Here is a 22030-nt window from a genome sequence, read left to right on the forward strand (position 1 = left end):
CGTCGCCGCTGTCGGATGCGGACGGCGCCTCGCCGCCCGCCTTTACGTCACCGGTGCCGTCCAACGCGGTTCACTCGGCCGCGGCGGCCGTGGTGAACTGGTCGGACTCGGTCGATTCCTTCATCGCCGTGGTCGAGGACCGGCCGGCGGAGATCGCCATCGCCACCTGATCGAAATAGCCGGTGCCGACTTCGCGCTGGTGGCGGGTGGCGGTGTAGCCGTCCACCTCCGAGGCGAATTCCGCCTGCTGAAGCTCGCTGTAGGCGCCCATGCCGCGGTCGCGGTAGCCGTTCGCCAGCGTGAACATGCCGTGGTTCAGGCTGTGGAAGCCGGCGAGCGTCACGAACTGGAACTTGTAGCCCATGGCACCGAGTTCGCGCTGGAAGGTCTCGATCACCTCCGGCGAGAGTTTGGCGCGCCAGTTGAACGACGGCGAGCAGTTATAGGCGAGCAGCTTGCCCGGATATTGCTTGTGCACCGCCTCGGCGAACTTGCGCGCATCGTCGAGATCGGGGTGCGACGTCTCCCACCACAGCACATCGGCATATTTCGCGTAGGCGAGACCGCGGGCGATGCAGTGATCGAGGCCCGTGCCCTCCTTCAGGCGGAAGAAGCCTTCCGGCGTCCGCTCGCCCGATTCGATGAACGGACGATCCCGCTCGTCGATGTCGGAGGTGATGAGCCGGGCGCTCTCCGCATCGGTGCGCGCCACGGTCAGGGTCGGCACGCCCATGACGTCCGCCGCGAGGCGGGCGGCGACGAGATTGCGCTCGTGCTGCGCCGTCGGGATCAGCACCTTGCCGCCGAGATGGCCGCACTTCTTTTCCGACGCGAGCTGGTCCTCGAAGTGAACGCCCGCGGCGCCTGCCTCGATGAACGCCTTCATGATCTCGAAGGCGTTGAGCGGTCCGCCGAAGCCGGCCTCGGCATCGGCGACGATCGGCACGAACCAGTCCCGCCCGGCGCCGCCCTCGGCATGCTCGACCTGGTCGGCGCGCTGGAGCGTGCGGTTGATGCGGCGGCAAAGCTCGGGCGCGGAGTTCGCCGGATAGAGGCTCTGGTCGGGATACATCGCCCCGGCGACGTTGGCATCCGCCGCGACCTGCCAGCCGGACAGGTAGATCGCCTTGAGGCCGGCGCGCACCATCTGCATCGCCTGGTTGCCGGTGACGGCGCCGAGCGCCGCGATGAAGTCCTCGCTGTGAAGGTCGGCCCAAAGCCGGTTGGCGCCGCGCTCGGCCAGCGTCATCTGCGGGACCAGCGATCCGCGCAACCGCTCGACATCGGCTACCGCGTAGGGCCGCTCGATGCCGGCGAAGCGGCCGGCGGGGGCACCGGGAACGAGGGTCTCGAAACGGGTCGTCATAGTCCTCTCCAGTTCACTGTTACTGTTGTTACAACAGCCGTTCGCAAGTTCGTCTTCCGTCGCTGTCCGGCCGGGAGGATCGGCTTCAACCGTGCTCCGCCGCGCCGTTCAGCGGCAGGGACACTTGACATTTTTCCAGGGAACTGGGGAAGTGCAGATAATGCAGGCATGTACGTGTGTGTACTCGTCACAAATGTAAAACTGTCAATTTTGTAAAGATCGACAGTCTTCACAACGCCGGCGCGGGGAACCGCGCGGGAGGACCCCGATGGCGGATATCGGCGCCAAGAAGCTGTTCATCGGCCCGCGGCTCAGGCGGGTGAGGCAGGACCTCGGTCTGACGCAGATGCGCATGGCCGAGGAACTCTCGGTCAGCGCGAGCTACCTGAACCTGATCGAGCGCAATCAGCGGCCCGTCACCGCGCAACTTCTGCTGCGCCTCGCCGAAGTCTACGAGGTCGACCTGCGCGCTCTCGCGGGCGAGGCGGACCAGCGGGCGGTCGTCGATCTCGCCGAGGTGCTGGCCGATCCGCTGTTCCGCGAGACGCCGGTGCCGCACCACGAGATCGTGGAACTCGCCTCCGTCGCGCCGGGAATCGGCGATGCGTTCGCCCGGCTCTATCGCGCCTATCTGGATGCCAAGCGGCGCGCGGAGACCGCGACGCGCGAGGCGGCGGACCGCGACGCGCCGCCGGCCGGCGCCGAGGACGCCGTCGAACTCGTCCGAGACTATGTGCAGGACCAGCGCAACCACTTCCCTGCCATCGAGGAAGCGGCGGAGACGCTGTCGGGCACGCTGCTGGCGATCTCGCCCGACCTGCTCCATGCCATCCGCGAGCGGCTGCGGGAGAAGCACGGCATCACCCTGCGCGTGCTGCCGGTCGACGTGATGCCGCGTGCGCTGCGCCGGTTCGACCGCCACCGCCGCCAGCTCCTGATCTCGGAGATGCTGGACGGCGCCGGCCGGACGTTCTCGGCCGCCTACCAGCTCGCCCAGCTCGAATTCGGCCCGGTGCTCGACACGCTTTCGGAGAAGGCGGGCATCGGCTCTGCGGCGACGCGGCGGCTGCTGCGCGTCAACCTCGCCAATTACGGCGCGGCGGCGCTGATGATGCCCTATGGCCCGTTCCTGACCGCGGCAGAAAATCTCGGCTACGACATCCAGGTGCTGGCGGCCCGCTTCGGCGCGAGCTTCGAGCAGGTGTGCCACCGGCTGACGACGCTGTCGCGGCCGACCGCGCGCGGCGTGCCGTTCTTCATGGTGCGGGTCGATTCGGCCGGCAACGTCTCCAAGCGATTCGCGGCCGCGAACTTCCCGTTCTCGCGCTATGGCGGCACCTGCCCGCTGTGGGCGCTGCACTCGACCTTCAAGATCCCGAACCGCATCTTCACTCAGGTCGTGGAGATGCCGGACGGCCAGCGCTATTTCACCATCGCCCGCGCGGTGAGCCGCACGGTGTCGTCGTGGGTGCAGTCGGAGGCGGAACTCGCGATCGGCCTCGGCTGCGACCTCAAACACGCCCAGCGGCTGGTCTATGCCCGCGGGCTCGACCTCGCCCGGCCCGACGCGACGCCGATCGGCATGAACTGCCGGCTCTGCGACCGGCCGGATTGCACCCAGCGCGCCATGCCGCCGTTCTCCAAGACGCTGCTGGTGGAGGAACACACCCGCGGCATCGCACCGTTCCGGTTCGAGTAGAGCGCTTTCCGATCTGATGGAATCATCAGATCGACAAGAAATCGCTCCAGATTCAAAAGCTTGAGCATATCCTTGTCGTTCAGATCGGTCCGATCTGAACGGGTTATGCTCTCGCCGGCCGCCCGCCCGACGGAATCATCCACAGAACGCGCCATGAGGCGCCGTGAAACGCGAAAGGCCCGCCGGGATGCCGGCGGGCCTTTCGAAACTCGCAGCGATTCGCCGGCGGCGCCGGCCAGCGCCTCAGCCCGGCGTCCATGCGTCGTAATCGCCCGTCGCGGCCGGACGGTGCGCGTCACGCAGGATGGAGCCGGCCGGGCGGTAAGCCTCGCGGGTGCCGGTCATGTTCGGGCGATGCGGCTTCTGCCAGGGGCGCGGCTTGTAGGCCTCCTGGGTCGGCGGCGTATCATGGCGATGGTGCATCCAGCCCCACCAGCCGGGGGGAATGCGGCTCGCCTCGACCGGGCCGTTATAGAGCACCCAGCGCCGCTCGAACCGGAAATCCGGCGAAATCTCCTTGGACTTCTGCCGGTAATAGACGTTACCGAACTCGTCCTCGCCCACCTTCTCGCCGAAGCGCGTGGTGTAGAGCTTCGTGCCGAACGTGTAGCTGTTCCACCAGGTGAAGAAACGCAGGAGGAAGTTCTTCATCGCACACAAGGCCTGTTCGAGCCGACGGAAACCAATGTACCGATTGCGCGACGCCCTGCCAGGACCCCAAGCGCAGCCGCTTCCGGGCCGCCGCCGCCCCGGAATGTCGCCGGACCATCGCATTGCAGCACGGCGGTGTCCAGTCCGCAGCGCGCCGGCGGGCGCGGCCCCTCGCCGCGCGAGCCGGCTGACGCCTTCGCAGTCGCCTATTCCTGCGCCGGCAACAGATTCGCCGGCCCGTCAAGCGCACAGACGCCACGCGGCGGCGTTCTTTGCACGAGCCTGGGGATAGCGGGGGAAAAGAGGCGCGCGAAACACACAACATCTAGGGATGTCGCCAAGCGTCCACCACCATCCCTATGAGCGCACCTTGACCCGCCGCGCCGAGTCGCCCTAGTCTGCCTTCAAGGCCGACAGACGGGTGTGTGATCGTTCCCGACAGGCAAACCTTATTACGTTCCGGAGCTGTTGCGTTCGTATCGCGTTGATACGGGCGTCCTTTGAGTGCGCCCCCAACACGGGCATTGTCCCCACATGAAGTGGCAGAGGCGCGCGAGTAACACTATATTTAGTGCTTGAGAGCACGATCCCGACCAGATGCAGATCGAGGACGACTCGGTCGCGCGGTCGAGGGAAACGGGGACACGTCCGCGTGCCCCGCTCGACGGACATGGGGCACGCCCGCGTGCCCACTCGATGGACAGAGGGCACGCCCGCGTGCCCGCTCGGCGAATATGGGGCGCGTCTGCGTGCCCGCTCGACAGAATGAGGCGCGCCCGCGCGCCCCGGATGCACCAGCGCCCCCAGGCGGGCGAGCAAGGACGACGACGATGCGGATCGAACGGCGCTATACCAGCGAGAGCGGACAGGCTTATGGCGGGATCGAGTTCCGCAATGCCCTGAGCGAGATCCGCAACCCGGACGGCTCGGTCGTGTTCCGCCTGGAAGACATCCAGGTGCCGGCGACCTGGAGCCAGGTTGCCTCCGACGTTCTGGCGCAGAAATATTTCCGCAAGGCCGGCGTGCCGGTGCGGCTGAAGCGCGTCGCCGAAGAGGGCGTGCCGGAATTCCTCTGGCGTTCGACCGCCGACGAGGAGGCGATGGGCGACATCGCCCCCTCCGAGCGGATGACCGGTGAGCGCGATTCCCGCCAGGTGTTCGACCGGCTGGCCGGCACCTGGACCTACTGGGGCTGGAAGGGCGGCTATTTCGACAGCGAGCGCGACGCCCGCGCCTTCTTCGACGAGCTGCGCTACATGCTGGCGACCCAGAAGGTGGCGCCGAACTCGCCGCAGTGGTTCAACACCGGCCTCAACTGGGCCTACGGCATCGATGGACCCGGCCAGGGCCACTATTATGTCGACTACAAGAGCGGCGAGCTGAAGGCCTCCGAGAGCGCCTACGAGCACCCGCAGCCCCACGCCTGCTTCATCCAGTCGGTCAATGACGATCTCGTCAACGAGAACGGCATCATGGACCTGTGGGTGCGCGAGGCGCGCCTGTTCAAGTACGGCTCCGGCACCGGCTCCAACTTCTCCGCCCTGCGCGGCGAGGGCGAGCGGCTTTCGGGCGGCGGCAAGTCGTCCGGCCTGATGAGCTTCCTCAAGATCGGCGACCGCGCGGCCGGCGCCATCAAGTCCGGCGGCACCACCCGCCGCGCGGCCAAGATGGTCGTGGTCGACGTCGACCATCCCGATATCGAAAACTATATCGGCTGGAAGGTGCGCGAAGAGCAGAAGGTCGCCGCGCTCGTCACCGGCTCCAAGATCGTCGCCCGCCACCTCAAGGCGGTGATGAAGGCCTGCGTGAACTGCGACGGACCGGGCGAGGCCTGCTTCGACCCCGAGAAGAACCCGGCGCTGAAGCGCGAGATCCGCGCGGCGAAGAAGTCGCTCGTGCCGGAAAACTACATCCGCCGCGTGATGCAGTTCGCGCGCCAGGGCTACACCGAGATCGAGTTCCCGATCTTCGACACAGACTGGGATTCGGAAGCCTACCTGACGGTCTCCGGCCAGAACTCCAACAACTCGGTGCGCGTGACCGACGCCTTCCTGAAGGCGGTCGAACTCGACGGCGACTGGGCGCTGGTGCGCCGGACCGACGGCAAGATCGCCAAGACCATCAAGGCCCGCGAGCTGTGGGACCAGGTCGGCTATGCCGCGTGGGCCTCGGCGGATCCGGGCATCCAGTTCCACACCACCATCAACGACTGGCACACCTGCCCGGCCTCGGGCGAAATCCGCGCGTCCAATCCGTGCTCGGAATACATGTTCCTGGACGACACGGCGTGCAACCTCGCCTCGCTGAACCTGCTCCAGTTCCGCCGCGACGACCGCAGCTTCGACGTCGAGTCCTATGAGCATGCCGTGCGGCTGTGGACCGTGGTGCTCGAAATCTCGGTGCTGATGGCGCAGTTTCCCTCGCGCCAGATCGCCAAGCTTTCCTACGAGTACCGCACTCTCGGCCTCGGCTACGCCAATATCGGCGGCCTGCTGATGTCGTCGGGCATTCCCTATGACAGCAACGAGGGCCGTGCGATCGCCGGCGCGCTGAGCGCCATCATGACCGGCGTCGCCTATGCGACCTCGGCCGAGATGGCCCGAGAACTCGGCGCCTTCCCCGGCTACAAGGCCAACCGCGACGCCATGCTGCGGGTGATCCGCAACCATGCCCGCGCCGCCCGCGGCGAGGCGGAGGGCTACGAGGCGCTCGCCATCAACCCGGTGCCGCTCGATCGCGCGAACTGCCCCGATCCCGTGCTCGTGCGCCACGCGGAAGCCGCCTGGACCCGCGCGCTCGAATGGGGTGAGCTCTACGGCTATCGCAACGCGCAGGTTTCGGTGATCGCCCCGACCGGCACCATCGGCCTGGTGATGGATTGCGACACCACCGGCATCGAGCCCGACTTCGCGCTGGTGAAGTTCAAGAAGCTGGCCGGCGGCGGCTACTTCAAGATCATCAACCGCGCGGTTCCCGAGGCGCTGCGCGCGCTCGGCTACGGCGAGACCGAGATCACGGCCATCATCGACTACGCCGTCGGCCACGGCTCGCTGAAGGGCGCGCCCGCCATCGGCCATGAGGCGCTGAAGGCGAAGGGCTTCGACGACGCCACCCTGGAGAAGCTCGAGGGGTCGCTGAAGTCGGCGTTCGACATCAAGTTCGCCTTCACCAAGTGGACGCTCGGCGAAGAATTCTGCCTCAAGACGCTGAAGATCGCCCGCGAGAAGCTGGACGACCCGTCGTTCGAGCTTCTGGCCCATCTCGGCTTCAGCAAGGCGGACATCGAGGCGGCCAACATCTGGTGCTCCGGCGCGATGACGCTGGAAGGCGCGCCCGGCCTGAAGGACGAGCACCTGCCGGTGTTCGACTGCGCCAATCCGTGCGGCCGCCTCGGCAAGCGGTTCCTGTCGGTGGAGAGCCACATCCTGATGATGGCGGCGGCCCAGCCGTTCATCTCCGGCGCGATCTCCAAGACGATCAACATGCCGAACGACGCCACCGTCGAGGACTGCAAGAACGCCTACATGCTGTCCTGGCGCCTGGCGCTGAAGGCCAACGCGCTCTATCGCGACGGCTCCAAGCTGTCGCAGCCGCTGAACTCCCAGCTTCTGTCCGACGACGAGGACGAGGCGGAGGACGCCGTCGAGGCGCTGGTCACCGCCCCGACCGCCCAGCAGGCGGCGATCGCCGCCGAGAAGATCGTGGAGCGCATCATCGAGCGCGAGGTGCGCCGCCGCGAGAAGCTGCCGGGCCGTCGCAAGGGCTATACCCAGAAGGCGATCGTCGGCGGCCACAAGGTCTACCTGCGCACCGGCGAATACAATGACGGCCGCCTCGGCGAAATCTTCATCGACATGCACAAGGAAGGCGCCGCCTTCCGCTCGCTGATGAACAACTTCGCCATCGCCATCTCGCTCGGCCTGCAATATGGCGTGCCGCTCGACGAATATGTCGACGCCTTCACCTTCACCCGGTTCGAGCCGGCCGGCATGGTGCAGGGCAACGAGGCGATCAAGAACGCGACCTCGATCCTCGACTACATCTTCCGCGAGCTGGCCGTTTCCTATCTCGGCCGCACCGATCTCAGCCACGTCTCGCCGGAGGATATCGGCGCGACGACGATGGGTTCGGGCGTGAACGAGGGCCGGGCGCCGGGCGCGGAAGCCGTGGTCTCCCGCGGTCTGGTGCGCGGCCAGACCGAGCGCTTCCGGGTGCTGGAGCCGGCCGGCGCGGCCGGTTCGGGCCCGCGCGCCTCGGGCGCCGCCAACGTGACGACGCTGCACGGCCGCGGCGCGGCCGCGGCGGTTGCGACCGCCACGCTGTTCCACCGCGCGCTCGACGTGGCGCCGGAGCCGGAGGTCGAAGTCGCCCCTGCCCCGCAGCCCAGCGCGACGGCCTCGGTCGCCGAGCGGTCCGCCCTCGCCCGCCTCAAGGGCTACGAAGGCGAATCCTGCTCGGAGTGCGGCAACTTCACCATGGTGCGCAACGGCACCTGCCTGAAGTGCGACACCTGCGGCTCGACCAGCGGCTGTTCGTAATCGCCGGCGCCGCTGTTCAGGCCCCGCTCGATCGAAGCGGCCTGAACGGCGGGACTTCGCGAAGGCAGCCGAATCCGGCACTTACGCTCGTCGATCAGATGGGATCATTTGATCGACGGGCACGCCGGAACGGCCGGTAGACAGACTGAGGGCTCTTGAAATCCGGCGGCTCAGACCGCCGGATTTTTTGTTGGATCACCAGCCGAAACGCACGCGGGGTGGGCGTCGCCCACCCCAGCCTGCCTCAGAGATGCGGGCCGAGCAGGGAGAGGTCGGCGGGGCTGAGGCGGTCGCGGGCGGTCGCCGCCTGGTGCCAGTAGGGATAGAGCAGCGGCGGGGCGCTGACGGTGTCGAGGCGGCCGCGCTCGTCGGCGGAGAGCTTCAGGTCGGCTGCGGCGAGATTGTCGCGCAGCTGCGCCTCGGTGCGGCCGCCGATGACGACGGAGGCGATCGCCGGGCGCCCCAGCGTCCAGGCAAGCGCGATCTGGGCCGCCGAAACGCCGCGGGCGTCGCCGATCTCCACCAGCGTGTCGACGATGCGCCACAGCCGGTCCTCGTCGCGGATCGGCGGCTCGTCCCAGCCGGCGAACTGGCGCGTGCCTTCGGGCGTCACGCCGCGGCGGTGCTTGCCCGACAGAAGCCCGCTCGCGAGCGGGCTCCACACCAGGATGCCGAGGCCCTGGTCGAGGGAGATCGGCACGAGTTCGTATTCCGCCTCGCGCGCTTCGAGGGTGTAATGGATCTGCTGGCTGACGAAGCGCGGCAGCCGCTGCCGCTCGGAGACGCCGAGCGCCTTCATGATGTGCCAGCCGGAATAGTTCGAGCAGCCGACATAGCGCACCTTGCCCTGACGAACGAGGATGTCGAGCGCCTCCAGCGTCTCCTCCAGCGGCGTGGCGCCATCCCACTCGTGGAGCTGGTAGAGGTCGATGACGTCGGTCCGCAGCCGCCTCAGGCTCGCCTCGCACGCCCGGATCAGGTGATAACGCGACAGGCCGGCGTCGTTGGGACCCGGCCCCATGGCGAAGCGGGCCTTGGTGGCGATAAGCACACCGTCCTTGCGGCGGCCGCCCAGCGCCTCGCCAACGACCTCCTCGCAGATGCCGGTCGAATACATGTCGGCGGTGTCGATCAGGTTCACGCCGGCGTCGAGGCAGAGATCGATCTGGCGGCGCGCTTCCGAGACGCCGGCGGTCCCGGTCTGGGCGAACTGGCCGCCGCCGCCCATCGTCATCGTGCCGAGGGTGATGGTCGAGACCTTCAGGCCGGAACGGCCGAGCGGACGATATTCCACGCGCGTTTCCCCTTGAAAGGCGCCCCGGCAGGCCCGGCGGCGCGACACGAGCCCCTGTCCGACCGATGTGACGCGGCGGCGGGGCCTTGGCCTCCATATAGCAGCAGAGACCGCTTGAGGCGCCCCCAGGAGACGCATCGGCCCGCGAGACATCAGCCGCCGGCGCATCATGCGGAGATTTGCGGGGCGCTCCCCCGGGCGATCGGGGTGGCCCCGGACACGGCCCCTCCCGGAGACTCGCGTGCCTTGACCGGAGACGCTTTGACCCATCGCGGCGACTCATGGACCTGTCGCAGAGACTCATGGACCCGTGGCGGAGACTCATGCGCCGTGGCGGCGACTCTTGGGCCCGTGGCGGCGACTCTTGGGCCCGTGGCGGCGACTCTTGGACCCGTGGCGGCGACTCTTGGACCCGTGGCGGCGACTCTTGGACCCGCAGACGTCCCGTTCCGTGCCGCCGCCGCTGCGCCCCGACCTTCGCCGGGGCGCAGCGGCTTCCGGGTGGTTCGGCGCGGAAACCGGCGGCGGCCGCGGGAAAAGCCGCGCGCCGCCTGAGGAAACCCGGCAAAGCATTCGCCCGTCATCCACAGGCATCAAGCCGACATCGCCGCCGATCGCAAATGCGGCTTGAAATGTCCGGCCAATGCCGCTATTTCCTGCCTCGCCGACGGGGACAACACCCCGACACAAGGCAGGCGCCCGTAGCTCAGCTGGATAGAGCACCAGACTACGAATCTGGGGGTCAGGAGTTCGAATCTCTTCGGGCGCGCCATTTCAGTACAGAACTGCGAACCGCAAAAGCCGCCGATTGCCCGCTCGAAGCGGCGTCGGGCGTTTGCATCAATTTCGACTTCGATCCCGTGATGCGAACTTCATCGTCAGCACCTCGACGCGTTGCGCCAGTGTGCGCAGATGGTCGCGCCGATAGCCGCCATTTCGAGCCGTATCCGTTCGCGGGCCTTGCGGGCAAACCCCTTGGGCAATCAGGGCTGACGTGTTGAGTGCAAGCTGAATGCGCTCGGCGTCGGCGGCGGCCTGATCCCGAAACTCCTTGAGGCTCTCCAAGCGCGCTTTCGCCATGGCATCGTCCTCGTCCACCATGCCGGCATCGATAGCGTCAAGGAGACGGCCGCGGCGGTGGTCGGTCTCCGCGACCCGCCTGTGAAGCTCTGTAAGATGCTTGCGGCGACGCTCCACGCGGTCCTGCCGACAGTCGACAACGCTGGTGAGAACGGCTTCTTGTCACTTGGGCTGCAGCGGAGCGATCTCCGTTTCTCTTGGCCTTCGATCCGCGTTGTTCGGCGGCGGCCGGCTCGGAACTGAGGAACGACGCGAGGCAAGTCAGGGAAGCCGGCCCGGCCGGGTGTCGGCGATCCCTTGCGCCGTGCCGGGAGTAGCGCAGCAAAGCAAACCGCCCGGCATGAGCGCCAGTAAGGGCCGGGAAACAGACCGTCAAATACGCCTTCGCGGGCATCAATAGCGGTCTGCTTAAATCAGTAGCGATCTGATTTAATCGCTATTGGTGCGATTTAATTTCCTGCGTGCGGCATTGTCTTTGAAAGCAAAGCCACGGCCCGCTTCAGTTCGGTCTCATCGAGATTGGCGTAGCCGAACCGGAACGCTTGGGGAGCCTGCCCGGCGTCGAGGGCGAAGCGAACGCCCGGCGTGATGACAAGGCCGCTTCGCGCAGCGTTAGCGGCCCAGGTCTCCGCGCTGAGACCTGCGCGAAGGCGCAGCCAGATGGCGAGACCGCCGGCCGGCGGATCGAAGGACACGGCATCACCAAGCGTTCCCGCAATCTCCTCGGCCAGACGATCGCGGCGCGCGGCATAGATGCGGCGGGCCTTGCGCGTGTGGCGGCGCAGATCGCCATCCGCGATCAGACTGGCAAGGGCATGTTCGAGCGGAAGATCGCCCTGGCGGTCGATCGCTTCGCGTCGATCGGCCATCCGCCGGAGAATTTGCGGCGATGCGACGACATAGCCCAGCCGAACGGCCGGTGCGAGCAGCTTGGAGAGCGAGCCGACATAGACGACAGACAGGCCCGGCCCGGCCCGCGCCGCCAGTGACAGCACCGGGCGTCCCTCGAAGCGGTATTCGTGGTCGTAATCATCTTCGATGATCGTCAGCGAGCGGCGGCGGGCAAGATCGAGGAGCTTGAGACGTCGTCCAGCGCCGAGAGTCACCGTCGTCGGATATTGATGATGCGGGGTGACGTAGACCGCCTTCAGGCCGGGTTCGCGCTCGACCAGATGCGCCAGCCGGTCGATGTCGATCCCGTGCGCGTCGACGGGGACGCCGATCACGCGAGCACCGGCTGCACGGAACGCCGACCAGGCCAGCGGATAGCCCGGCTCTTCGACCGCGATAGCTTCGCCGGGCGCCAGGATCGCGGCGGCGGCGAGGAACAGGCCCATCTGGCTCCCGCGCGTCACCATCAGGTCATCGGGCGCCGCCGTCAGGCCGCGTTCCCCGATGAGATAGTCGGCCAATGCCGTCCGGAGTGCGAGGGCGCCGCGCGGATCGCCGTAGCTTGCATCGGCGAGAAAGCCCGGCGCAGAAAGCGCGCGGCGGAAGGCGCGAGCCAACTCGCCGCGCGGCATCAGACGGGGGTCGGCGGCTCCGTCAGAGATGCGCAAGAGCGGTGGAGGCTCCGTGCTGGTTCCGCCGGCGGCCAGCGTCCGGGGCGGTGCCCTCATCACGGACTTCCGGGGCTCGGGCAGGTCGTCGGCGACGAAGGTGCCGCGCGACGGCTTTGCCGTGAGCCAGCCCTGCATGGTCAGTTCCTGGAAAGCGGCGTCTACGGTGTTGCGGTGGACCTTCAGCTTGGCAGCCAGTGCGCGCGTTCCCGGCAGCGCATCGCCCGGCTTGAGACGGCCGCGTTCGATCTCGCCGATGATGGACGCGGCGATGGCGAGGAACACCGGCTGTGTGCCGTCCTCCGGCAGCTCGATCGTCATGTCCGCGCGTTTCGGCATCCGGCCTATCTCGAATCTCAGAACCGGCACTTTATGCTAGGCCGGATACGGCCTATCGCACGAGCGGAGGATCGCGGCAACCGGCCGCGACCCGGAAGGAGATTCACATGGCCAAGGGTGCGCCCGCCACACTGAAAACCGCCGTCGCCATCCGTCACGTCCATTTCGAGGATCTGGGCACGTTCGAGACCGTGCTGACTGCGGCCGGATACCGCCTCCATTATTACGATGTGGGCTTGCATGAGCTGTGGACCCTCGATCCGTTGCTGCCCGATCTGCTGGTCGTCCTCGGCGGCCCCGTCGGCGTTTATGAAACGGACGCATACCCTTTTCTTGCCGACGAGAAGCGTATCCTGGAGGCGCGGCTGGCGGAGGGCCGCCCGACGCTCGGCATTTGCCTCGGCGCGCAACTCATCGCGGCCGCGCTGGGCGCCGACGTCGCGCCGACCGGACGCAAGGAGATCGGCTTTTCGGAATTGACGTTGACCGACGCCGGGCGAGCCTCGCCGCTGCGGCATCTGCAAGGCGTCGCCGTGCTGCATTGGCACGGTGACGCCTTCCAGATCCCCGACGGCGCCGCATCTCTGGCGACGACTCCGCTCTGCGCGACGCAGGGGTTCGCGCTCGGAGCCCATGTCCTTGGCCTTCAGTTTCACCCTGAAGTCGATGCCTGCGCCGGGATCGAGCGCTGGCTGGTCGGTCATGCCAGCGAGCTTGCCGGTGCGGGTATCGACCCGAACGTTCTGCGCGAAGATGCCGCCGGTTTCGGGCCGACGCTGCGCGACGCGGCGCGCCGGATGCTGACCGAATGGCTGCAAGGGGTGCGGCCATGATGGCGTTGGATTCCGATCTCCGCCTCGCCATTGCGCAGGAAGCCGAACGGCAGCACGCGCATATCGAACTCATCGCCTCGGAGAATATCGTCAGCGCCGCCGTTCGCACTGCGCAAGGCTCGATCCTCACCAACAAATACGCGGAAGGCTATCCGGGGCGGCGTTATTATGGCGGCTGCGAAGCGGCCGACAGGGTCGAGCAACTGGCAATCGACCGCGCCTGCCGACTGTTCGGCGCGGCCCACGCCAATGTGCAGCCGCACAGCGGGGCGAATGCCAATATCGCGGTCCTGTTTGCGCTTCTCGATCCGGGCGACCGGATCATGGGGCTCGATCTCGCCTGCGGCGGCCATCTCACCCACGGCGCGCCGGTCAGCCTATCGGGCCGATGGTTCGCGGTCTCCGCCTATAAGGTCCGTCCGGAGGATGACCGGATCGACTACGATGCCTTGACACGGCAGGCACAGGAGGAGCGCCCGAAACTGATCTTCGCCGGCGGCTCGGCCTATCCGCGCGAGATCGATTTCGGACGGATGCGGGCTATCGCCGACAGCATCGGTGCGTGGCTCGTCGCCGATGTCGCCCATTATGCCGGGCTGATCGCGGCCGGCCTCTATCCCAATCCGCTGCCGCACGCCCATGTCGTGACCTCGACCACGCACAAGACGCTGCGCGGCCCGCGCGGCGGCCTGATCCTGACCGACGATCCGGCCCTGGCGAAGAGGATCGACAAAGCCGTCTTCCCCGGCACCCAAGGCGGGCCATTGATGCACGTGATCGCGGGCAAGGCGGCGGCGTTTCACGAAGCCTTGCAGCCGGCGTTTCGCGACTATGCGAAAGCGGTGATCCTCAACGCGAAGGCACTCGGACAGACATTGATGGAGGGGGGATTGCAGCTCGTCACCGGCGGAACCGACTGCCACCTTCTTTTGGTCGATCTTCGGCCGTTCGACCTGACCGGCAAGGCCGCGGTCGAGGCCCTGGAACACTATGGGCTGACCGCCAACAAGAATGCGATCCCTTTCGATCCGCTTCCGCCGACCGTTACCTCCGGCCTGCGGCTGGGCACGCCTGCCGCGACGTCGCGCGGCTTCGACGAGGCCGCCTTCCGGGAGGTCGGCGATCTGATCCTCGGTGGTTTGCGAGCGCTTCGACACGGGCGATGTGCGGACCCGTCGATTCAAAAGCGGGTGCGCATCCTGACCGATCGCTGGCCGGTCGATGGTGCCTGTCATGTCTGAGCCTGCCATGTCTGAGCCTGCCATGTCTGAGCCTGCCATGTCTGAGCCTGCCATGTCCGAGCCTGCCATGTCTGAGGTGGTCGCGAATCTGAACCTCGTTCGCGAGCGGATCGCGGAGGCGGCGGTGCGATCCGGGCGCGCGCCGGACGCGGTCCGTCTGGTCCTCGTGACGAAGACCGTCGAGCCGTCGCGCATTCTGGAAGCCGTGCGCGCCGGGCAAGCCGATCTCGGCGAGAACAAGGTGCAGGAAGGTGGGCGCAAGGCAGACGCGCTGGCGGGCGAGCCGGTTCGCTGGTCGATGATCGGCCATCTGCAATCGAACAAGGTCAAGGACGTGCTGCGCTTCGCCGATGAGGTGCAGTCGCTGGATCGCCGCTCGCTGGCGACGGCGCTGGACAAGCGGCTCCAGTCCGTGGGGCGCGGCCTCGATGTGCTCGTGCAGGTCAACACGTCCGGCGAGGCCAGCAAATTCGGCCTGACGCCCGAGGATGTGCCAGCCTTTCTGAAAGACCTGGCGGCTTTCGAGACGTTACGCCCCAAAGGGTTCATGACGCTCGCCACCTTCACGCCCGACGAGACCGAGGTGCGGCGCTGCTTCCGCCTGCTGCGCGACATCCGCGATCGGGCGCGGCAGGACGCGCCCCAGGGCGACACGCTCACGGATCTGTCGATGGGCATGTCAGGCGACTATCAATGGGCGATCGAAGAAGGCGCGACGGTCGTGCGCGTCGGCCAGGCGGTGTTCGGTCCTCGGCCGCTGCCGGATTCCCACTACTGGCCCGGCGCGGCGGGGACGGCGTGATGCCTCCGCGTCAGTGACGTTTCCGGTGAACGGATTGCCGCCGACGATCCGATAGCAACGGCTCTACGCCGGAGCCGCGGCACTCAGGAGATCCGGCCGCGCTCCCCCAGGAAATCGAGCAGCGCCCTGACGCGCGAGGGCAGCGGTCCGCCCTGACCGATATGGATGGCGTGGAAGGCTTCGCGATCACCGGGGTTCAGATGTTCGAGCACCGGCACCAGACGTCCGGCGTCGATATCCCCGCGCACGCTGAAGGCTGCGAGACGCGCCAGACCGGCACCGTTCAGCGCCAACAGGCGCAGCCCCTCGCCATCACTGACCTGAACCCGCCCGACCGCGGGGACGATGATCGTCCCGGTTCCCTTCTTCATCGGCCAGCCTTCGACGGAGCGGACGTAGCCGAAGCCGAGACGGTGATGCGATTCCAGATCCTCGAGCGTCTCAGGCGCGCCGAACCGAGCGAGATAGGACGGAGCGGCAACGACGACCATCGCGGTGTCGCCGAGCTTGCGGGCGACGAGACTGGAACTCTTAAGGGGGCCGGCGCGCACCGCCACATCGGTGCGCTCCGCCAGCAGATCGACCACCATATCGGTCTGCACGAGATCGAGCGTCACGCCCGGGTGGCGCTCCAGAAACGCCGGCATGATCGGCGCCAGAACATGGGTGGCATAGGACGCGCTGGTGTTGAGGCGAATACGTCCCACAGGCTGTTCTCCAGCCCCCGCGCTGCGCTCTGCGTCGGCGATGTCCGCCAGAATATGCGTCGCGCGTTCATAAAACCCGCATCCTTCCGGCGTGAGCTGGAATGCTCTCGTCGATCGATTGACGAGGCGCACGCCGAGCCGCGCTTCGAGTCGGGAAACGAGCTTGCTGACGGCTGACGGCGTCATCCGGCAAGCCCGCGCAGCGGCTGAGAATCCACCGCGCTCCACGACGCAGACGAACACTTCCATTTCGCCGGAACGGTTGATTTCAGAACGCGCCATTGGTCGTTGATTTCATAAATGATGTTCCATTCAGCGCACTATATCACAGCGCAAGGCAGATCTATGTCTCATCTCGAACGTCAATATGGCGAGACAGATCATGCCTTTCGCTCCCCGTTCCCTGCCGTCCGGGGCCTTCGGCATCGGCGGCCCGCCCGCGCTGACCGCGCAAGACTCGCGCAGTTCGCTCTGATCGCACGGGCGCCGGGAAGACCGCGTGCGCGCCGGCGCCGACTTGTTCCCCCGCGCGGCCATTAGGTCGGCGCCCGATCGAAAGTCTCTGAAAGGGTCATCTCATGGACACTCGCTTACTGGGCCGATCAGGTCTCAGGGTGCCGGTGCTGAGCTTCGGTGCCGGCACGTTCGGCGGAACGGGGCCGCTGTTCGGGGCCTGGGGCACCACGGATGTCGAGGAGGCGCGACGGCTCGTCGACATCTGCCTGGAGGCGGGTGTCACCCTGTTCGACACCGCGGATGTCTATTCCAACGGCGCTTCCGAGGACGTGCTCGGCGCGGCCCTCAAGGGACGGCGCGACAACGTGCTGATTTCGACCAAGACCGGCCTGCCGATGGGCGATGGTCCGAATGACGCCGGCTCATCGCGGTTCCGCCTGATCCGCGCCGTCGAACAGGCGCTGAGGCGCTTGGGCACCGATTATATCGATCTTCTGCAATTGCACGCCTTCGACGCGGCGACCCCGATGGAGGAGGTTCTGTCCGCGCTCGACGCGCTCGTGCGGGATGGGAAGGTCCGCTATGTCGGTATATCCAACTTCTCCGGTTGGCAGATCATGAAGGCATTGGCCGTCGCCGACCGCTATGGCTGGCCTCGCTACGTCGCCCATCAGGTCTATTACTCCCTGATCGGCCGCGATTATGAATGGGATCTGATGCCGCTGGGCGACGATCAGGGGCTTGGCGCTCTGGTCTGGTCGCCGCTGGGCTGGGGCCGCCTGACCGGCAAGATCCGGCGTGGCTTGCCGCTGCCCGAGGGCAGCCGCTTGCACGATACGGCGCGCTACGGCCCACCCGTCGAGGACGAACATCTGTTCCGGGTCGTCGATGCGCTCGAGAATGTGGCGGCGGAAACCGGCAAGACGGTGCCGCAGGTGGCGCTCAACTGGCTGACCACACGCCCCACCGTGTCCTCCGTCATCATAGGCGCGCGCAACGAGGAACAGCTTCGCCAGAACCTCGGGGCGGTCGGCTGGACGCTTACAGCCGAGCAGATCGCGACGCTGGATGCAGCCAGCGCCGTCACCGCGCCCTACCCGCATTTCCCCTATCGCCGGCAGGAGGGCTTCGCGCGGCTCGATCCGCCGATCGCGGGATAAAATCGAGGGGCGCCGGCTCAACCCGCGGCCCTCCCTGCCCGGCGTCTGCTTCGCGGTCGACTTCGCCTCGGCCGCGGCCATCATCGGCAGCCCGCAGGCCTTGATCGCCGCCGAGACGCCGCAGCTTCGCCGCTCGCACTCAAGTTGAGCGCGTTCTCGCCTTCGTCCAAATCAGACAAAAAGAGCGCATTCGGCACGAGAGACGGGAATTCCGTCGAACGCGGTCTTCATGAAATGTGAAATTGTTCCGCTCAACTCGATGGAACGCGCACGCTGTCGCGACGTTTATCATCCGCGTTATCGATTAGAAACGGATGGTCAACATGAAACGCGTCGTTATTGGCGTGCTCGCGCTCGCTTTGTCGTCTCCAGTTCTCGCGCAGACGCAGGCTCCGGGGGCGAACCCTGATCCGGATACCCCGGCGGTCGCCACTCCGGATACCGCACAGCCTGCGCAGCCGGCCGAGGGCGCCAACAGCTTCACCGAGGCACAGGCGAAGGAGCGCATCGAGGAGAAGGGCTTCTCGAACGTCAGCGGCCTGACCAAGGACAACAGCGGCGTCTGGCGCGGCACGGCCCAGAAGAACGGTATGCCGGTCGATGTCGCCATCGACTATCAGGGCAACGTCTTCCCGCGCTGAGCGTCCCAGCCTCGAGAAATCACCAGGAGGATAACAACATGACCACAGTCTCCGGTCTCTTCGACACTTATGACGACGCCGTCATCGCGGTGAACAAGCTGGAAGCGCTCGGCATCGATCGCGACGACATCAGCATCGTCGCCAACAATGCGGACGAATGGTACAGCGACGATGTTCGCCCGGCCGAGCGGCGCGACACGGCGAGCAATGCCGGCGACGATGCCGCGACGGGCGCGGGCGTCGGTGCGCTCGTGGGCGGCGCTGGCGGACTGCTCGCCGGCCTTGGCATGCTGGCGATCCCGGGCGTGGGCCCGGTGGTTGCGGCCGGCTGGCTGGTCGCCACCGGCGTCGGCGCGGTGGCCGGCGCGGCCGCGGGTGGCGCCGTGGGCGGTCTCGTCGGTGCCATGACGGCGCAGGGGGTTCCGGAGCGTGAGGCCAATCTCTATGCCGAGGGTGTGCGCCGCGGCGGCACGCTGGTTTCCGCTCGCGTGCACGACGGCCTCGTGCCCGAGGCAACGGCCATCCTGCGCAACGGCGTCGACATGACCTCCCGCGAGCAGCTCTATCGCTCGGAAGGCTGGTCGCGCTTCGACCCCGACGCGCCGCTCTACACCGCCGACGAAGCCGCCCGCGAGCGCTCGCGCTACTGACGGCTGCGAACCTTCTTCAGAACATGCTGAAAAGCGAACGCCGGGGCGCGATGCGTCCCGGCGTCTGCATGTCAATCAGGATCGGCTGTCCGCGCGTCAGTACCGCTCGGGAACGTAGAGTTCGGGCGGCAGGGTCCGGCGCTCGTAGTTCGGATCGAACACGCGCTCGGGCAGCGTGATCTCCTCGTGCGGCACTTCCTCGTAGGGAACCACCGACAGAAGGTGCGCCATGCAATTCAGGCGCGCGCGCTTCTTGTCGTTGCCTTCCACGATGTGCCACGGCGCCTCGGGGATGCTTGTGCGCTCGAACATCGCCTCCTTCGCCTTGGTGTACTGCTCCCAGCGCACCCGCGACTGGAGGTCCATCGGCGAAAGCTTCCACTGTTTGATGGGATCATGGATGCGCATGAGGAAGCGCAGCTGCTGCTCCTCGTCCGTGATCGAGAACCAGTACTTCACCAGAATGATGCCGGAGCGCACCAGCATGCGCTCGAATTCAGGCACGTCGCGGAAGAAGTCCTCGACCTCACCTTCGCTGGCGAAGCCCATGACGCGCTCGACGCCGGCGCGGTTGTACCAGCTGCGATCGAACAGCACGATTTCGCCGGCCGCCGGCAGGTGGGGCACGTAGCGCTGGAAGTACCACTGGGTCTTCTCGCGATCCGAGGGCGCCGGCAGCGCCACGACCCGGCAGGTTCGCGGATTGACGCGCTGGGTGATGCGCTTGATCGCGCCGCCCTTGCCCGCGCTGTCGCGCCCTTCGAACAGCACGACGAGCTTGAGCCCCTTGTAGCGGACCCAGTCCTGCAGCTTGACGAGTTCGCCCTGCAGACGGAGGAGTTCGCTGAAATAGGTGTGCCGGTCGAGTGAGTTCTTCCTGTGGCGCTCGAACTTCGCCCGAAGCTCCGGCGGCACGCGGGAATCATCGACCGCCTGTTCGAGTTCCTCGTCCATGTCGTCTTCGAGCTCGATCTCGAGCCAGCTGCGCGACGGCGCCTCAGGCGCGTCCGCCTCGCCCTGCGACGCAAGGGTCGTGCCGGCTTCGGTGATCTCGGTATCGGTGGTGGAATCTGCCATCTGTCGCGCCTCCTGCAACGCCTGCCATACCGAAAAGCCAATGCGGTTTGGTGACAAATCGATGGCGCTGGCCGACGCTGTGCTGCGACCTTGATGTCGCCGACGCATGGAAGGTGGGCATCGCCGACTGACGCCCGCGCGGGGCCGGTCGTGCGCTCAACACAGGGAGAAGCCGAAATGGCCGATTACGATCTCTACTACTGGTCCGTGCCGTTCCGGGGCCAGTTCGTGCGGGCCGTGCTCGCCTTCGCCGGGAAGACCTGGACCGAGGCTGGTGATGCCGAGATCGCGCGGCTGATGGAGGCGCCGGCGAGCGAGATGCCGGTGCCGTTCATGGGGCCGCCGATGCTGATCGACCGCAAGGCGAAGTTTGCGATCTCCGAAATGCCAGCGATCGTGCTCTATCTGGGCGAGACGCTCGATCTCATGCCCGACACCCCTGCCCTGCGCGCCATGACTCTGAAGATCGTCAACGACGCCAACGATGTGATCGACGACATCACGATCGATGGCGGGCGCGAGATGTGGACGGAACGGCGCTGGCGGGAGTTCGTGCCGCGCCTGAAACGCTGGATGTCGTTCTGGGAAGAGACCGGACGCCGCAATGGCCTGACCGCAGATGCAGGCTTTCTGCTCGGCGGCAAATCCCCCGGCATCGCCGACGTCGTAAGCGCCACGCTCTGGTCGACCATGGCCGACCGTTTCCCGCCGATCGCCGTGATGCTGGAGGACGCCGCGCCGATGACGGCCGGCCTGACCCGGCGCGTTTCGGCTCTGCCGCCGCTCGCCGCCCTCGCCGCCAGGGCGCGACGGGACTATGGCGAGGCCTATTGCGGCGGCCAGATCGAGGCCTCGCTGCGGCGGGTTCTCGGCTGACGGAAGGCTACGCTCCGGCCGCCCGGGCGAGTTTCCCCGGGCAGTGGTTCACGCCGGCGGCAGGGCCGGTTCGATGCCGGTCATCTCGACCGACAGGTCCCAGAGCCGTCTCGCCAAGGCAGGGTCGGTGGCGTGCGGCGCGCGCCGTACCACGCCCGACGGCCCCTTGATCTCGCGAAATCCCTGCGGGCCGTAATAGGCCCCGGGCGTGACGGCGCCGGTGGCGGCCTGAAGGGTCGGCCATGCGCCCATCGCCGGCGTGTTCAGGAACGGCCGGAAGGCGGCCCAGGCAAGGCCGACCGCCGGCAGATGACGGCCGAGGTCCGTTCCCGCGATGCCCGGATGGCAGCCGAGCGCCATGACAGACGAGCCGGCCGCGCGAAGCCGCCTGTCGAGTTCGAACAGAAACAGGAGATTGGCGAGCTTGCTCATGCGGTAGCGCGGCCAGCGGCGATAGGACCGTTTGGCGTTCGGATCGTCCCAATCGATCCGGCCGGAGATATGGGCGAGGCTGCCGGTGATGACGACGCGCGAACCCGGCGTCGCGGCGAGCTTCGGCAGCAGCAGGGCGGTGAAGGCGAAACTGCCGAGATGGTTGACGCCGAACTGGAGTTCGAAGCCCTGTTGGGTGCGGCTGAGCGGGGGCATCATCACGCCGGCATTGTTGACGAGCGCGTCGATGCGCGGTTCCCCGTCGAGTTCGACCGCGGCGCGACGGATGCTGTCGAGATCGGCCTGGTCGAACGGAAGGAAACCAAGATCAGCGGCGGGCGCGAGGGCGCGGATCCGGCGCATCGCCTCGTCGGCCCTCGCCTCAGACCGGCAGGCGACAACGACGCGGGCGCCGCGCATGGCGAGCACGCGGGCGGCCTCGAAGCCGAGGCCGGTGTTGGCGCCGGTCACGACGAAGCACTTGCCCGACTGGTCGGGCACGTCGGCCTCCGTGAACCCGGAAGACGTGTCCGGCATCGGCTTCTCCCACAGGGCGGCCAGATTGCCGGAGCGACATCGCACCGGAACGGCATCGCGGCAGAACGGCCGCGATGCCGGGGCTGCACCAT

At 67.2% G+C, this 22030-nt stretch carries 17 protein-coding genes and 1 tRNA gene; 10 read left to right on the forward strand and 8 right to left on the reverse strand.

All coding sequences use genetic code 11. The annotated features are described in order from the left end of the window. Positions 1-70 precede the first annotated feature (70 nt). The gene (aceA, locus tag BUF17_RS03040; RefSeq protein WP_073625680.1) at positions 71-1366 is read right to left on the reverse strand and encodes an isocitrate lyase; all 1296 of its coding nucleotides are present in this window, start codon (positions 1364-1366) and stop codon (positions 71-73) included. A gap of 268 nt (positions 1367-1634) precedes the next feature. Here aceA and BUF17_RS03045 point away from each other — a divergent pair, with 268 nt between their 5' ends. Then, positions 1635-3065 (forward strand): helix-turn-helix domain-containing protein, encoded by a 1431-nt coding sequence (locus BUF17_RS03045; RefSeq protein WP_073625681.1) that lies wholly within the window; start codon positions 1635-1637, stop codon positions 3063-3065. Positions 3066-3308: 243 nt separating this feature from the next. Here BUF17_RS03045 and BUF17_RS03050 read toward each other — a convergent pair whose 3' ends face one another. Next, positions 3309-3716, reverse strand: a complete 408-nt coding sequence (locus BUF17_RS03050) for an NADH:ubiquinone oxidoreductase subunit NDUFA12 (protein WP_073625682.1) — start codon at positions 3714-3716, stop codon at positions 3309-3311. An 830-nt stretch (positions 3717-4546) separates the two neighbouring features. Here BUF17_RS03050 and BUF17_RS03055 point away from each other — a divergent pair. After that, positions 4547-8254: a vitamin B12-dependent ribonucleotide reductase gene (locus BUF17_RS03055; protein ID WP_073625683.1), complete on the forward strand. Its 3708-nt coding sequence runs from the start codon at positions 4547-4549 to the stop codon at positions 8252-8254. Between the two features lie 244 nt (positions 8255-8498). On the opposite strand, the gene BUF17_RS03060 is transcribed toward BUF17_RS03055, so the two are convergent. Beyond that, the gene (locus tag BUF17_RS03060) at positions 8499-9548 is read right to left on the reverse strand and encodes an aldo/keto reductase (protein WP_073625684.1); all 1050 of its coding nucleotides are present in this window, start codon (positions 9546-9548) and stop codon (positions 8499-8501) included. Positions 9549-10243: 695 nt separating this feature from the next. On the opposite strand from BUF17_RS03060, the gene BUF17_RS03065 reads away from it, so the two are divergent. Further along, positions 10244-10320: transfer RNA gene (locus BUF17_RS03065), tRNA-Arg, on the forward strand. Positions 10321-10388: 68 nt separating this feature from the next. On the opposite strand, the gene BUF17_RS03070 is transcribed toward BUF17_RS03065, so the two are convergent. Both BUF17_RS03070 and pdxR read right to left on the reverse strand, forming a co-directional pair. Then, positions 10389-10649: a hypothetical protein gene (locus BUF17_RS03070; protein ID WP_073625685.1), complete on the reverse strand. Its 261-nt coding sequence runs from the start codon at positions 10647-10649 to the stop codon at positions 10389-10391. Between the two features lie 428 nt (positions 10650-11077). Then, the gene (gene pdxR / locus BUF17_RS03075) at positions 11078-12508 is read right to left on the reverse strand and encodes a MocR-like pyridoxine biosynthesis transcription factor PdxR (protein ID WP_244530737.1); all 1431 of its coding nucleotides are present in this window, start codon (positions 12506-12508) and stop codon (positions 11078-11080) included. A gap of 125 nt (positions 12509-12633) precedes the next feature. On the opposite strand from pdxR, the gene BUF17_RS03080 reads away from it, so the two are divergent. The 3 genes from BUF17_RS03080 to BUF17_RS03090 are packed head-to-tail and all read left to right on the forward strand — an operon-like array spanning position 12634 to position 15402. Continuing rightward, positions 12634-13359, forward strand: a complete 726-nt coding sequence (locus BUF17_RS03080) for a glutamine amidotransferase (RefSeq protein WP_073625687.1) — start codon at positions 12634-12636, stop codon at positions 13357-13359. Next, positions 13335-14600, forward strand: a complete 1266-nt coding sequence (glyA, locus tag BUF17_RS03085; RefSeq protein ID WP_073625688.1) for a serine hydroxymethyltransferase — start codon at positions 13335-13337, stop codon at positions 14598-14600. The genes BUF17_RS03080 and glyA overlap by 25 nt, the downstream gene beginning before the upstream one ends. Before the next feature lie 22 nt (positions 14601-14622). Continuing rightward, positions 14623-15402 carry a YggS family pyridoxal phosphate-dependent enzyme gene (locus BUF17_RS03090; protein ID WP_244530738.1) on the forward strand — a complete coding sequence of 260 codons (780 nt, stop codon included), beginning with the start codon at positions 14623-14625 and terminating at the stop codon, positions 15400-15402. An 83-nt stretch (positions 15403-15485) separates the two neighbouring features. Here the strand turns inward: BUF17_RS03090 and BUF17_RS03095 are convergent, their stop codons facing one another. Next, complete coding sequence (locus BUF17_RS03095; protein ID WP_073625690.1) at positions 15486-16391, reverse strand: LysR family transcriptional regulator; 906 nt, start codon at positions 16389-16391, stop codon at positions 15486-15488. A 296-nt stretch (positions 16392-16687) separates the two neighbouring features. On the opposite strand from BUF17_RS03095, the gene BUF17_RS03100 reads away from it, so the two are divergent. The 3 genes from BUF17_RS03100 (at position 16688) to BUF17_RS03110 (ending at position 19016) form a co-directional block, all read left to right on the forward strand. Then, the gene (locus BUF17_RS03100) at positions 16688-17725 is read left to right on the forward strand and encodes an aldo/keto reductase (RefSeq protein ID WP_073625691.1); all 1038 of its coding nucleotides are present in this window, start codon (positions 16688-16690) and stop codon (positions 17723-17725) included. A 323-nt stretch (positions 17726-18048) separates the two neighbouring features. Beyond that, on the forward strand, positions 18049-18366 hold the full coding sequence (locus BUF17_RS03105) for a hypothetical protein (protein WP_073626024.1): 318 nt from the start codon (positions 18049-18051) through the stop codon (positions 18364-18366). Between the two features lie 38 nt (positions 18367-18404). Then, positions 18405-19016, forward strand: coding sequence for a general stress protein (locus BUF17_RS03110; protein WP_073625692.1), 612 nt, complete (start codon positions 18405-18407; stop codon positions 19014-19016). A 96-nt stretch (positions 19017-19112) separates the two neighbouring features. Here BUF17_RS03110 and ppk2 read toward each other — a convergent pair whose 3' ends face one another. Beyond that, positions 19113-20093: a polyphosphate kinase 2 gene (gene ppk2, locus BUF17_RS03115; protein ID WP_428977615.1), complete on the reverse strand. Its 981-nt coding sequence runs from the start codon at positions 20091-20093 to the stop codon at positions 19113-19115. A 177-nt stretch (positions 20094-20270) separates the two neighbouring features. Here ppk2 and BUF17_RS03120 point away from each other — a divergent pair, with 177 nt between their 5' ends. Beyond that, complete coding sequence (locus BUF17_RS03120; protein ID WP_073625693.1) at positions 20271-20969, forward strand: glutathione transferase, Atu5508 family; 699 nt, start codon at positions 20271-20273, stop codon at positions 20967-20969. 48 nt (positions 20970-21017) lie between these two features. On the opposite strand, the gene BUF17_RS03125 is transcribed toward BUF17_RS03120, so the two are convergent. Then, a complete protein-coding gene (locus BUF17_RS03125) occupies positions 21018-21938 on the reverse strand; it encodes an oxidoreductase (RefSeq protein WP_073626026.1) in 921 nt (306 codons plus the stop codon). Between the last annotated feature and the right edge of the window lie 92 nt (positions 21939-22030).

The organism is Pseudoxanthobacter soli DSM 19599 (genome assembly GCF_900148505.1).
Taxonomy (GTDB): domain Bacteria; phylum Pseudomonadota; class Alphaproteobacteria; order Rhizobiales; family Segnochrobactraceae; genus Pseudoxanthobacter; species Pseudoxanthobacter soli.